Origin of the sequence: Tardiphaga robiniae, assembly GCF_013359755.1 — a bacterium.
In the GTDB taxonomy this organism is placed as follows: domain Bacteria; phylum Pseudomonadota; class Alphaproteobacteria; order Rhizobiales; family Xanthobacteraceae; genus Tardiphaga; species Tardiphaga robiniae.
This window is the reverse complement of record NZ_JABMCJ010000079.1, coordinates 185,431-197,816: the sequence shown is the minus strand read 5'-3', so window position 1 is coordinate 197,816 and position 12,386 is coordinate 185,431. Positions and strand designations below refer to the sequence as shown.

10 protein-coding genes and 2 tRNA genes are annotated in these 12,386 nt (G+C 61.6%); 7 read left to right on the top strand and 5 right to left on the bottom strand.

Annotated features, from left to right (window positions below):
- Positions 1 to 62 precede the first annotated feature (62 nt).
- Positions 63 to 401, bottom strand: coding sequence for a P-II family nitrogen regulator (locus HP556_RS11745; RefSeq protein ID WP_068730910.1), 339 nt, complete (start codon positions 399 to 401; stop codon positions 63 to 65).
- 442 nt (positions 402 to 843) lie between these two features.
- Between HP556_RS11745 and HP556_RS11740 the strand changes: the two genes are divergently transcribed.
- Positions 844 to 2,340 (top strand): NAD(P)H-hydrate dehydratase, encoded by a 1,497-nt coding sequence (locus tag HP556_RS11740; RefSeq protein ID WP_175367103.1) that lies wholly within the window; start codon positions 844 to 846, stop codon positions 2,338 to 2,340.
- A gap of 7 nt (positions 2,341 to 2,347) precedes the next feature.
- On the opposite strand, the gene HP556_RS11735 is transcribed toward HP556_RS11740, so the two are convergent.
- A complete protein-coding gene (locus HP556_RS11735) occupies positions 2,348 to 3,664 on the bottom strand; it encodes a multicopper oxidase family protein (protein ID WP_175367102.1) in 1,317 nt (438 codons plus the stop codon).
- A gap of 150 nt (positions 3,665 to 3,814) precedes the next feature.
- On the opposite strand from HP556_RS11735, the gene HP556_RS11730 reads away from it, so the two are divergent.
- The 6 genes from HP556_RS11730 to HP556_RS11705 all read left to right on the top strand — a co-directional run bounded on the left by HP556_RS11730 (position 3,815) and on the right by HP556_RS11705 (position 11,325).
- Positions 3,815 to 3,899 (top strand) — tRNA-Leu (locus tag HP556_RS11730).
- Positions 3,900 to 4,060: 161 nt separating this feature from the next.
- Entirely contained in the window at positions 4,061 to 5,413 is a 1,353-nt protein-coding gene (gene tig, locus HP556_RS11725) for a trigger factor (RefSeq protein ID WP_120290047.1), read from the top strand.
- A 310-nt stretch (positions 5,414 to 5,723) separates the two neighbouring features.
- Positions 5,724 to 6,359, top strand: a complete 636-nt coding sequence (locus tag HP556_RS11720; RefSeq protein ID WP_089264576.1) for an ATP-dependent Clp protease proteolytic subunit — start codon at positions 5,724 to 5,726, stop codon at positions 6,357 to 6,359.
- Positions 6,360 to 6,804: 445 nt separating this feature from the next.
- Positions 6,805 to 8,079 carry an ATP-dependent Clp protease ATP-binding subunit ClpX gene (gene clpX / locus HP556_RS11715; protein ID WP_089264575.1) on the top strand — a complete coding sequence of 425 codons (1,275 nt, stop codon included), beginning with the start codon at positions 6,805 to 6,807 and terminating at the stop codon, positions 8,077 to 8,079.
- Between the two features lie 307 nt (positions 8,080 to 8,386).
- On the top strand, positions 8,387 to 10,813 hold the full coding sequence (gene lon, locus HP556_RS11710) for an endopeptidase La (RefSeq protein WP_093758782.1): 2,427 nt from the start codon (positions 8,387 to 8,389) through the stop codon (positions 10,811 to 10,813).
- 95 nt (positions 10,814 to 10,908) lie between these two features.
- Positions 10,909 to 11,325, top strand: a complete 417-nt coding sequence (locus HP556_RS11705; protein WP_175367101.1) for a GFA family protein — start codon at positions 10,909 to 10,911, stop codon at positions 11,323 to 11,325.
- Positions 11,326 to 11,339: 14 nt separating this feature from the next.
- On the opposite strand, the gene HP556_RS11700 is transcribed toward HP556_RS11705, so the two are convergent.
- From HP556_RS11700 to HP556_RS11690, 3 genes are all read right to left on the bottom strand, one after another.
- A tRNA-Val gene (locus tag HP556_RS11700) sits at positions 11,340 to 11,416 on the bottom strand.
- Between the two features lie 98 nt (positions 11,417 to 11,514).
- Complete coding sequence (locus HP556_RS11695) at positions 11,515 to 11,700, bottom strand: hypothetical protein (protein ID WP_089264572.1); 186 nt, start codon at positions 11,698 to 11,700, stop codon at positions 11,515 to 11,517.
- Positions 11,700 to 12,314 carry an acyl-homoserine-lactone synthase gene (locus HP556_RS11690; protein WP_158596803.1) on the bottom strand — a complete coding sequence of 205 codons (615 nt, stop codon included), beginning with the start codon at positions 12,312 to 12,314 and terminating at the stop codon, positions 11,700 to 11,702. Before HP556_RS11690 ends, HP556_RS11695 begins: the two co-directional genes overlap by 1 nt.
- Between the last annotated feature and the right edge of the window lie 72 nt (positions 12,315 to 12,386).

Below are 12,386 nucleotides of genomic sequence, written 5' to 3'. Positions count from 1 at the left end.
TTTGGTGACGCCTTGAAGCGTTGAATGTCGGATAGCACCCGGCTTGGAGAGCGTCCAGTCCGTCAGATCGCGTCGAGTCCGGACTCGCCGGTACGGATGCGCACGGCTTCCTCGATGTTCGACACAAAGATCTTGCCGTCACCAATGCGGCCGGTTTGTGCGGCGCGACGGATGGCATCGATCGCCTTTTCGACGAGGTCGTCGCCAATCACGATCTCGATCTTCACCTTGGGTAGAAAGTCGACGATGTATTCAGCGCCGCGATAAAGTTCGGCGTGGCCCTTCTGACGGCCGAAGCCCTTGGCTTCCGTGACGGTAATGCCTTGCAACCCGACTTCCTGAAGAGCCTCTTTCACCTCGTCCAGCTTGAAGGGCTTGATGATGGCTTCGATCTTTTTCACTGAACGTCTCCCCGGCACTTCCAATCAGGCCGCAAGTTATTTGCCTCAAGTAGCTTTGACCATTGCGCGTTGTGCGCACACTGTTCGATACCCAATTTCGGGCGTTATTACGCTGCCGCCACGCCGCACAGACGAAATCTCGCCCGATGCGGTAGACGGTCGGCCACCCCTGTCTCTTAAACAGGTGTCTTTCAACATTTGCCGGTGAGCGCGACGGACCCGAAGCTGGCTTCCCTAAAAGCAGGGTCCGTGCCAAGTTCGCTCCTCGGCTATTTTTGAAGCATTATCAGGTTATTACATCGCACCTGACGAGGTTCGCATCAAGAGTATTCGATTACTTTTGCCTACATAGTGATCAAAGTGATCGCGTGATGTGCAGTTTTACTCTGCTGCGTTCGCGTGTGACGCGAGTGCCTTCCAAAAAGGCGTAATGAGAAGCGAGATGGATATTCTAACGACCGACGAGATGGCGCGCGCTGATCAACTCACGATTGCGGCGGGCACGCCAGGCTTCAAACTCATGCGCGCCGCCGGACGGGCGGTCGCGGATGTGGCGGGCGAACTGGCCGAGGAGGGGGCGATCCTGGTCGTTGCCGGTCGTGGCAACAATGGCGGTGATGGCTTCGTCGCGGCGGCCGAGCTCGCGGCGCAGGGGCGTGACGTTTCGGTGATCCTGCTCTGCGACCGGGCAACGCTGAAGGGCGATGCGGCGCTGGCTGCCAAGGGATGGAAGGGTGAGGTGCTGCCCTGTGATCCCTCGCTGATCGGGCAGCCGGCTTTGATCATCGATGCGCTGTTCGGCGCCGGGCTCAATCGTCCGGTCAAGGGCGATCCGCTGATCATGATCGACGCCATCAATGCGGCCGGCGTGCCCGTACTGGCTGTTGACCTGCCGAGCGGTGTCAACGGCGATTCAGGGGCCGTGATGGGCGGCGCTATCAGGGCGACCGAGACCGTGACGTTCTTCAGGCCCAAGCCCGGTCATCTACTGGTTCCGGGCCGGGTGCATTGTGGCCGGCTGCGGGTGATCGACATCGGCATCGACGAGGATGTGCTGGCGGAAATCCGCCCGCAGACATTCGAGAACAATCCGGGCCTGTGGGCCGACGCGTTTCCGGTGCCGAAAATCAACAGCCACAAATTCTCGCGCGGCCATGCCGTGGTTGTCTCCGGCGACATCGCCGCCACGGGCGCTGCCCGGCTGTCCGCCCGCGCGGCGCTGCGCGGCGGGGCGGGGCTGGTGACGGTGGCGTCGCCGCGCGATGCGCTGGCGGTCAATGCAGCCGCGCTGACGGCGGTGATGGTGCGGCCGGTGGATACGGCGGCGGAGTTCGCCGCGCTGATCGGTGGCAAGGTGTCAGCCTGCGTGATCGGGCCGGGCGCTGGCATCGGCGAGCGGACGCGGATGTTCGTGGAGACCATCCTGGCCACGAAGCGGCATACGGTGCTCGACGCGGATGCGCTGACCAGCTTCGCGGAGGCGCCCGAACGGCTGTTTGATCTGATCAAGGCCAGCCCGGAATCCAGCGTCGTGTTGACGCCTCACGAAGGTGAATTTTCGCGCATCTTCAGCAAGATGGATGGGGAACATCCAGCGGTATCTAAACTGGAGCGGGTTCGTCTGGCGGCGCAAGAGTCAGGTGCTATCGTGCTGTTGAAGGGGCCGGATACGGTCGTGGCGTCGCCTGATGGCCGGGCCGCCATCGCTGCCAACGCGCCGCCATGGCTGGCGACTGCCGGTTCCGGCGACGTGCTGGCCGGGATTATCGGCGCGCTGCTGGCGCAAGGCGTTCCGGCCTATGAGGCCGCCTGTATCGGCGTCTGGATGCATGGCGAGGCCGGCAGCGAAGCTGGGCCGGGGCTGATCGCCGAGGATCTGACCGAGGTGCTGCCGGCGGTGTTCCGTCGGCTCTACGACCAGCTCGGTATCCAATACTGACGACCTCTCAGTCGACGCCGTACCAGCGGACCTGCCGCGGGGCGGCCCAGTCAGCGACGAAGGCCTCCATCAGCCAGCGCCCGACATTGTTGGCGGCAAAGGCGATGCGCTGGGTCTGGCCGACGTCCAGCGCCAGGGTGTCGAGCCAGAACGGCTTCCAGCCGTCGTCGAGCCTGTCGAGCAGGCGGACGTGATGGCCGTGGATCTGGAATACCATCGGTCTGGTGGCCCGGTTGGTCAGCGCAAGCACCACGGTGCGGCCGGGCTTGGTCCGGAATGCCGGCGGCGTGCTGGCGGACAGATCGACCGGCTTCACCCATTCGGGACTGACGGCGCTCAGGGCCATATCGACGCGCAGCGCGCCCTTGAGATCGAGCTGAGCTGGCAAACCGTTGGAGGGCAGCGGCGCGGCGGCCGGCAGGGGCGTGGCCCGTAGCGGCGGATCGTTGGACATTTGGATCTGGCCGATCGGCCGGGCTGTCTTGCCGTCATGGAGCAGGATCGCCGAGGTCGATCCCGCCGGCCTGACGGCGTCGAGGAAGACGTCAACCCGCGTTCCGGGCGCCAGCACCACCTGATTATTACGGGCAGGGAATGGCTCCGAGGGCTGACCGTCGATGGCCATCACACGGACCTCGTGATCGTCAAATTTTATAGCAACCACATTGCGTTGGCAGCCATTGATGAGACGGAGCCTGAGCCGTTCGTTGACGCGGGCCGACAGCTCCAGCGTGGATTTCCGGTTGATCAGGAACAGCGCCGCGGCGTCTTTCGGATCACTGGCGGGGGCGAGCAGACCGCCGTCCGGCCTGAGGCGGAAGTCCTCGATCAGCAGCACCTCGTCGCGGTCCACCTCGATCGGATCGCTCTCCTGGACGACCAGGCTGCGAACCTGGGACGGCAGCGCCTGACCGTCGCCGAGCAGGCGCATGTCCAGATACGACGTGCCGGCGCTGCGCATCTGCAGCTTGAACGCGTCCTTGGCCCCGGCGGCGACCGGCTTGCGGTCGAGCAGCGGCCCGATCCCGGACGAGCCGTTAATGCCTCGGCAGTTCAAGACGATAGGGACCGGCAGCTGATTGGCGAGTTGAACTGTGATCTCGTCGCCGCGGTTGAAGCGCAGCGGACCCTTCTGGGGCGAATGGAGGGTCCAGGCCTCAGCGGAGGCGCCGGGCTTCACCGGGAAGGGGTCAGCCTTGGCCTGTAGTTCCAGCGCGGCGACGGCTTGCGTGAGGCTGACCCGGGGCAGAATCGGGGTGATCAGTGCGCTCCCGGCACCTGCAAGCAAGGTCCGGCGCGTAAGAGGGAGAAAACGGTTCGTCATGCCCAAATCCCGACCATTTTGCCGCGCCAAAGTCCAGTTGCCGGGGCTGCGGCAAGTAAGCCGCTATGTGACCATTTTTTTGCTGCGAACCACGGTCCCCATGTTATAAGCCCGCCGCTCGCGACATCGCGGCCGGACATGATGTTTTTCGCGGGCGTGGCGGAATTGGTAGACGCGCTGGATTTAGGTTCCAGTGACGAAAGTTGTGGGGGTTCGAGTCCCTCCGCCCGCACCAAGCGCACATAGCGTTTGACCATGACGATTTTCGGACGTGTTTCCGCAAGGTTGGCCTTGCAGAGACAGTTCGCACGACCGGCGCAGGCTCTGGCCTGATGCCGCACAGATTTACAATGTCCGGGCCATTGGGCCGGACCAAGCGGGAAGAAGATTGACGCCATGCAGGTGAATGAAACCCTCTCCGAGGGATTGAAGCGCGAGTTCTCGGTCAACGTGCCGGCTGCCGACATCGAAGCCAAGGTCGATGCGCGCCTCGATGACATGAAGGGCAAGGTCAAGCTCAACGGCTTCCGCCCGGGCAAAGTTCCCGTCGGTCACCTGAAGCGTCTCTATGGTCGCTCGGTTGCCGCCGAGACCGTCGATGAATTGATCCGCGACACCAACACGCAGATCTTCACCGAGCGTGGCTTCAAGCTCGCTTCCGAGCCGAAGATCACGATGCCGACCGAGCAGAAGGAAGTCGAAGACATCCTGTCGGGCAAGTCGGACCTCAATTACACCGTCGCCATCGAAGTCGTGCCGCCGATCGCGCTCGCCGACTTCAAGAGCTTCACCGTCGAGAAGCCGGTGGCCGAAGTGACCGATGCGGACGTCGATGAAGCGATCAAGCGCGTCGCCGACCAGAATCGTTCGTTCACCGAGAAGGCTGGCAAGGCCGAGTCAGGCGACCGCGTTACGGTCAACTTCAAAGGCACCATCGACGGCGTCGCCTTCGAGGGCGGTACCGGCGAGGAGATCCCGGTTGCGATCGGCTCCAACACCTTCATCCCGGGCTTCGAGGACCAGCTGATCGGTATCGCCGCCGGCGAGACCCGCACCCTCAAGGTGTCGTTCCCGGTCAACTATGCGAGCGAGACGCTGGCCGGTAAGGCCGCCGAGTTCGAGACCACCGCGGCCAAGGTGGAATCGCCGGTCGACACCGTGATCGACGACGAGTTCGCCAAGACCCTCGGCCTCGAGTCCCTCGACAAGCTGAAGGAAGCCGCACGCGAGCGTCTGGTTGCCGAATTCGCCGGTGCGACCCGCCAGCGCGTCAAGCGCCTGCTGCTCGACCGTCTCGACGAGACCCACAAGTTCGATGCGCCTCCGTCGCTGGTCGACGAAGAGTTCAAGCTGATGTGGAATTCGATCCAGCAGGAGATGGCATCGTCGGGCAAGACCTTCGCCGACGAGGACACCACCGAAGAAGCCGCTCAGGAAGAGTACCGCAAGATCGCCGATCGCCGCGTGCGCCTCGGTCTCGTGCTCTCGGAGATCGGCGAGAAGAACAAGATCACCGTCAGCGATGACGAGGTCAGCCGTGCCGTGATCGAGCGCGCCCGCTCGATGCCGGGCCGCGAGAAGGAAGTGTGGGACTTTTACCGCAGCAATCCCAACGCGCTGGCCCAGCTTCGTGCACCGATCTACGAGGACAAGGTCGTCGACTTCATCCTCGAACTGGCCAATGTGACCGAGAAGAAGGTGTCCAAGGACGACCTTTACAAGGACGAGGACGAGAAGACCGCGGCCTGAGCCGCAGCTTCTTAGAAGACGTTAAAAGAAACGCCGGCCGGGTCCTCCAGCCGGCGTTTTGACGTTAAGGATACCGCTCGAAACAGGTTCCAAAAGGGCTCCAGCGCTTTGCGGTGGCCGTCCGAATCGGCTTGAACTGAGGTTCAGGGCGGCATGTGGACCGGTGGTCTTGTTGCTGCTCGATTGGTCCATATCTGTGGGCTCTGTTTGTTGTTCCTGCATCACGGGACGTTCGTCCTCTCCCGGCAAACCGTAACCGGTTCCAGTCTTGCCGATGGACGTGTGTCTCCTCCAACCTTTCGGGTGATCAATGCGCGATCCGGTAGAAACCTACATGAACCTCGTCCCGATGGTGGTCGAACAGACCAACCGCGGCGAACGGGCTTACGATATCTTTTCGCGCCTTCTGAAGGAGCGCATCATCTTCGTGACCGGTCCGGTCGAGGATGGCATGTCGACACTGACCGTTGCCCAGCTTCTGTTTCTCGAAGCCGAGAATCCGAAGAAGGAAATCTCGATGTACATCAACTCGCCTGGTGGCGTGGTGACGTCGGGTCTGGCGATCTACGACACCATGCAGTTCATCCGTCCGCCGGTGTCGACGCTGTGCGTCGGTCAGGCTGCGTCGATGGGTTCGCTGTTGCTGACGGCTGGCGCAAAGGACATGCGCTTTGCGCTGCCGAACGCCCGCATCATGGTTCATCAGCCGTCAGGCGGCTTCCAGGGCCAGGCCACCGACATCCTGATCCATGCCAAGGAAGTAGAGAGCCTGAAGCGCCGGCTCAACGAGATCTATGTGAAGCACACGGGACGTGCTTACGAGGACATTCACAACGCGCTCGAGCGCGATAACTTCATGACGGCGGATCAGGCGAAGGATTTCGGGCTGATCGACAAGGTCATCGACAAGCGCGCTGAAGAATCGACCCCGGCGAAGCCGGCCTAAACGACGCCGTTTCGGCGAACATATCGAGACCGAGACAGACGGCGCCCGCGCGCCGCCTGTCCCAAGCAAGCCATATCGATCAAGTTATTCCCGAATTGGTACTATGTGCCGACGCCAGCAGACGCGAGAGTTCCGCTTTCGTGCTGGTCGGGTGGTGTCATTCACGCAACGTTCCCCAATTTTCGGGGTTCTCCCGCGCAAATGCCGCAAATCACGCTATTGTCACGCTCCAGGCGATGGAGCCGATTAGCGAATTCTTGATCATCGGCTGTCAGCATGGTTCGCTGATGCGGATCGGTTAGTATCGCGGGGATTCGAGTGAGCCGTGATTCGAGCGGCATTCTGGAACGAGGTCTTTTTTGGTACGGATTTTGCTCTATCTACGGGATATGTCCCGTAACTGGGCGACCGGCAGACAAAGATCGAACGGCGGACGGAGATAGGAATGAGTAAGGTCGGTACCAGCGACTCCAAGAACACGCTGTATTGTTCGTTCTGCGGCAAGAGCCAGCACGAAGTTCGCAAACTGATCGCGGGTCCTACCGTCTTCATCTGCGACGAATGTGTTGAACTCTGCATGGACATCATCCGCGAGGAGAACAAGTCTTCGCTGGTCAAGTCGCGCGACGGCATTCCGACGCCGAAGGAAATCTGCAAGGTGCTCGATGACTATGTCATCGGTCAGTTCCATGCGAAGAAGGTTCTCTCGGTCGCGGTGCATAACCACTACAAGCGCCTCAACCACCAGACCAAGCACAACGACGTCGAGCTCGCGAAGTCGAACATCCTGCTGATCGGTCCGACCGGTTCGGGCAAGACGCTGCTCGCGCAGACGCTCGCCCGCATTCTGGACGTGCCGTTCACGATGGCCGACGCGACGACGCTGACCGAAGCCGGTTATGTTGGTGAGGACGTCGAGAACATCATCCTCAAGCTGCTGCAGGCTGCCGACTACAATGTCGAGCGTGCGCAGCGCGGCATCGTCTATATCGACGAAATCGACAAGATCTCGCGCAAGTCGGACAATCCGTCGATCACCCGTGACGTGTCGGGCGAGGGCGTGCAGCAGGCTCTGCTGAAGATCATGGAAGGCACCGTTGCCTCCGTGCCTCCGCAGGGCGGCCGCAAGCATCCGCAGCAGGAATTCCTGCAGGTGGATACGACGAACATCCTGTTCATTTGCGGCGGTGCGTTCTCGGGCCTCGAGAAGATCATCTCGTCGCGTGGACGGACCACCTCGATCGGCTTCGCAGCGCAGGTTCTGGCACCCGAAGATCGCCGCACCGGTGAAATCTTCCGCCACGTCGAGCCGGAAGATCTGCTGAAGTACGGCCTGATCCCCGAATTCGTCGGTCGTCTGCCAGTGGTCGCGACACTCGAGGATCTCGACGAGACCTCGCTGAAGAAGATTCTGATCGAGCCGAAGAACGCGCTGGTCAAGCAGTACCAGCGCCTGTTCGAGATGGAGAACATCGAGCTGACCTTCGCCGACGAGGCGCTGGGTGCGGTGGCCCGCCGGGCTATCGAACGCAAGACCGGTGCACGTGGTCTGCGGTCGATCCTGGAGAGCATCCTGCTTGAAACCATGTTCGATCTGCCCGGTCTGGAAGGTGTCGAGGAAGTCGTCATCTCCAAGGAGGTTGTGGATGGGACGGCTCGCCCGCTCTACATCTACGCCGACCGTTCGGACCGGACCGCGGAGAGCAGCGCAAGCGCCTGATCCACGCGGCTTTCGGGCCCATCGACTTAAGTTCAATAGGCGGCTGCCGGTGATCGGCAGCCGCCTATTTTATTGCTGCTACGCTCTGTAAACCGCCCTTGTTCATGGGTATTTCGGCGACTTGACACCCCCCCGGCCCATAGCCACCTAATGCTCTCGGCGAACACAAAATCTCCCTCAAGATTCGCCATAACGATCCGGACACGTAGAGCCTGAGACGGCCGAGCAAAGACGGAAAATCGGCACCTTGTGCGGTTGCGCCATCGGGCGGACTGCTTGCAAGGGGGCACAGCAAAAGGAATGGGCCATGACCGCCTCCAAACCCCGGCCAACCATTGTTCACGGCGAAAGCCACTCCTATCCGGTGTTGCCGCTGCGCGACATTGTCGTCTTCCCGCACATGATCGTGCCTCTCTTCGTTGGCCGCGAGAAATCGATCCGCGCGCTCGAAGAGGTGATGAAGAATGATGCGCTCATCATGCTCGCCACGCAGAAGAATGCGTCGGACGATGATCCATCGCCGGACTCGATTTACGAGATCGGTACGCTCGCCAGCGTGCTGCAGCTTTTGAAGCTTCCCGACGGCACCGTGAAGGTGCTGGTGGAAGGGCTCGAGCGCGCCAAGGTCGAGAAGTATTCCGATCGCACCGAATATTACGAAGCGACGGCAGTCGCGCTGGCCGATACCGATGCGAAGAGCGTCGAAGCGGAAGCACTGTCGCGTTCGGTGGTCTCGGACTTCGAGAGCTATGTGAAGCTCAACAAGAAGATCTCCGCCGAAGTCGTCGGCGTCGTGCAGGCGATCACTGACTTCGCCAAGCTCGGCGACACGGTCGCGTCGCATCTCGCCGTCAAGATCGCAGATCGCCAGGGCATCCTGGAGACGCTGTCCGTCACCGCGCGCCTGGAGAAGGTGCTTGGGCTGATGGAGAGCGAGATCTCGGTGCTGCAGGTCGAGAAGCGCATCCGCTCGCGCGTCAAGCGCCAGATGGAGAAGACCCAGCGCGAGTACTATCTCAACGAGCAGATGAAGGCGATCCAGAAGGAGCTCGGCGACGACGAAGGTCGTGACGAACTGGCCGACATCGAAGAGAAGATCGCCAAGACCAAGCTGTCGAAGGAAGCCCGCGAGAAGGCTCAGCATGAGCTGAAGAAGCTGCGCCAGATGTCGCCGATGTCCGCGGAAGCGACCGTCGTGCGCAACTATCTCGACTGGCTGCTGTCGATTCCGTGGGGCAAGAAGTCCAAGGTCAAGAAGGACCTCGCCGCGGCGCAGGCCGTGCTGGACGACGATCACTACGGGCTTGAGAAGGTCAAGGACCGCATCGTCGAGTATCTCGCGGTGCAGACGCGCGCCAACAAGCTGAGCGGGCCGATCCTGTGCCTCGTCGGACCTCCCGGCGTCGGCAAGACCTCGCTCGGCAAGTCGATCGCCAAGGCGACCGGACGTGAGTTCGTGCGCGTGTCGCTCGGCGGCGTGCGTGACGAGGCGGAGATCCGCGGACATCGCCGGACCTATATCGGTTCGATGCCCGGCAAGATCATCCAGTCGATGCGCAAGGCCAAGACGACGAATCCGCTCTTCCTGCTGGATGAGATCGACAAGATGGGCGCCGATTTCCGCGGTGATCCGTCGTCGGCTCTGCTTGAGGTCCTCGACCCCGAGCAGAACGGCACCTTTGCCGATCACTATCTGGAGGTCGACTACGATCTGTCGAACGTGATGTTCATCACCACGGCGAACACCCTGAATATTCCGGGCCCGCTGATGGATCGTATGGAGATCATCCGGATCGCCGGCTACACGGAGAACGAGAAGGTCGAGATCGCCCGCAAGCATCTCATTCCGATCGCGCTCTCGAAGCACGGTCTGGATGCGAAGGAATGGTCGATCGACGACGACGCCTTGCTCTTGATGATCCGCCGCTACACCCGCGAAGCGGGCGTGCGTAATCTGGAGCGCGAGCTCTCCACACTGGCCCGCAAGGCTGTGAAGGAGCTGATGCTCTCGAAGAAGAAGGTGGTGAAGGTCACCGAGAAGAATCTCGAAGAGTTCCTGGGCGTGCCCAAGTATCGCTACGGCGAGATCGAGAGTGACGATCAGGTCGGTGTCGTCACCGGTCTGGCATGGACGGATGTCGGTGGTGAATTGCTCACCATTGAAGGCGTCATGATGCCCGGCAAGGGCCGCATGACCGTCACCGGCAACCTGCGTGACGTGATGAAGGAATCGATCTCGGCGGCAGCATCCTATGTCCGCTCGCGCGCGATCAACTTCGGGATCGAGCCGCCGCTGTTCGAGCGGCGTGACATCCACGTCCACGTGCCCGAGGGTGCAACGCCGAAGGACGGTCCGTCCGCAGGCGTGGCGATGGCGACGACGATCGTGTCCGTGCTCACGGGCATTCCGATCCGGCACGATGTCGCCATGACCGGCGAGATCACGCTGCGCGGCAGGATCCTGCCGATCGGTGGCCTGAAGGAGAAGTTGTTGGCAGCGGCCCGCGGCGGCATCAAGACGGTGCTGATCCCCGAGGACAATGCCAAGGATCTCACCGAGATCTCCGACGCCATCAAGGGCGGGCTGAATATCATCCCGGTCGCCCGAATGGATGAGGTGATCGCCAACGCCCTGGTGCGGGCGCCCAAGGCGATCGTCTGGGAAGAGGACACCAAGCTGCCGGTGAAGGCCGACGGCGCGGAAGAGGCCGGCAGCGGCCTGACGGCCCACTAAGGCTGATATCCTCGACAACAATCAGCGGCGCCCTTCGGGGCGCCGCTTTTTTTTGGCAAGATCGCAGTTGCTTGAGATGTTCGGGAGACGGGACGATGCAGATCGACGGCCAATGCCACTGCGGCTTGATCAGCTATCGCGCGACGATCGATCCGCAGCGGGTGTCGATCTGTCACTGCACGGATTGCCAGATGCTGACGGGTTCGCCCTATCGCGTCACGGTGCTGACGCCGGCCGACACGATCGAGATGACGGGCGGTGCGCCGAAGATCTATGTCAAGCGTGGCGACAACGGTCTCAACCGGCTGCAGCACTTTTGCGGCGACTGCGGCTCGCCGATATTCGCCAGTGGCGAGGAGGCGGAGGATAACGAGTGGGGGATTCGTTGGGGCAGTATCCGCCAGCGCGCCGAGCTGCCGCCACGACGTCAGATCTGGTGCCGGTCAGCCGCATCCTGGATTCATGATCTTGCGGAACTGCCAGCGCGGCCAAAGGGATCGAACGATCCATAGAGGGCCAGGGGAGGTGGTAGGCGGCGAGAGATTCGAACTCCCGACCCTCTCGGTGTAAACGAGATGCTCTAACCAGCTGAGCTAGCCGCCCTCGGGCAATCACCCTCACGGCCTCTCTTTAACGCCAGCACTCCGTCGCGGCAAGGCGTTCCCGCGCGGATATTCCGATCTCGCCTTCAGGTGTTTCGCCTAGCGCGCCGCCAGCACCTTGGCGAGTTGAACGCCTTCGTTCAACAGCGCCATGCGCAGCAGATCATAGGTCGTCTCGGACCCGCATGCGTTCGCCAGCCGCAAAGCTTGCAGCATCGTGACGATCAGCTCGTCGCTGTCCTTGCCGCCCTGAATGACCTGGAACTGATTGGGGGACATCGGCATCAGGCGATCCGCCGGGATGTCTGAGGCAGTGCAAAGACGCTGTCTTTGATGGCGACACTCTTGCTGACGCGGGCGAGACACTTTTCGCTGACATGAAACAGCACGGCGATGGTGGCCTCGCCATCGATCATGGCTGGCAATCCCAGCGGCTCGATCTCCAGTCCGAAGCCCTGAAGAATCGGGATGCGCAAGGGATTGATGACCGAGGTGAAACCGGACAGGCCTTCCATCAGGCCATATTCCTGAATCGCGAGCAGCAGTTCGAAATAGTGATGGCTGCGGCGTTCGGATTTGCGCATGGCAAAGCGTGTCAGCTCGAACACATCGCGGCGCTGGATCAGCGCGCCATCGACAAGCTGCGCAAAATTCTCGCTGAGCATGTGAGGCAAGACGGTTGGATAGAGCCGGAAGCCGCCTGCGACAGTGCCTGCGTCGTCGGCCGCGACCAGATAGACGGCGGCATCATCGTCATACTGGTCTTTCTCGTGCTCGCCATCGACATCGAAGGCGGTCCAGCCGCGCTCTCCGACAAAGACCTCGTGCCGTAACCGAAATTGCTTGTCCAGGAGATCGCCGAACTGCCCAGCATTACCGCTGTGAATGACCTCGATCATAAAAAGCTCTCCACGCTCGTCTGCGTGGAGGGTTCTCATGATGAGTTTGGTCGCGATATTCCGTGGGCAGGG

What these genes read in the sequence shown, in the direction of transcription:
- HP556_RS11695 (WP_089264572.1), bottom strand. Translation starts at nt 11,700, where the DNA reads ATGCCGATGTCCCCCAATCAGTTCCAGGTCATTCAGGGCGGCAAGGAC.
- lon (WP_093758782.1), top strand. Translation starts at nt 8,387, where the DNA reads ATGACCGCCTCCAAACCCCGGCCAACCATTGTTCACGGCGAAAGCCAC.
- HP556_RS11735 (WP_175367102.1), bottom strand. Translation starts at nt 3,664, where the DNA reads ATGACGAACCGTTTTCTCCCTCTTACGCGCCGGACCTTGCTTGCAGGT.
- tig (WP_120290047.1), top strand. Translation starts at nt 4,061, where the DNA reads ATGCAGGTGAATGAAACCCTCTCCGAGGGATTGAAGCGCGAGTTCTCG.
- HP556_RS11720 (WP_089264576.1), top strand. Translation starts at nt 5,724, where the DNA reads ATGCGCGATCCGGTAGAAACCTACATGAACCTCGTCCCGATGGTGGTC.
- HP556_RS11705 (WP_175367101.1), top strand. Translation starts at nt 10,909, where the DNA reads ATGCAGATCGACGGCCAATGCCACTGCGGCTTGATCAGCTATCGCGCG.
- HP556_RS11740 (WP_175367103.1), top strand. Translation starts at nt 844, where the DNA reads ATGGATATTCTAACGACCGACGAGATGGCGCGCGCTGATCAACTCACG.
- clpX (WP_089264575.1), top strand. Translation starts at nt 6,805, where the DNA reads ATGAGTAAGGTCGGTACCAGCGACTCCAAGAACACGCTGTATTGTTCG.
- HP556_RS11690 (WP_158596803.1), bottom strand. Translation starts at nt 12,314, where the DNA reads ATGATCGAGGTCATTCACAGCGGTAATGCTGGGCAGTTCGGCGATCTC.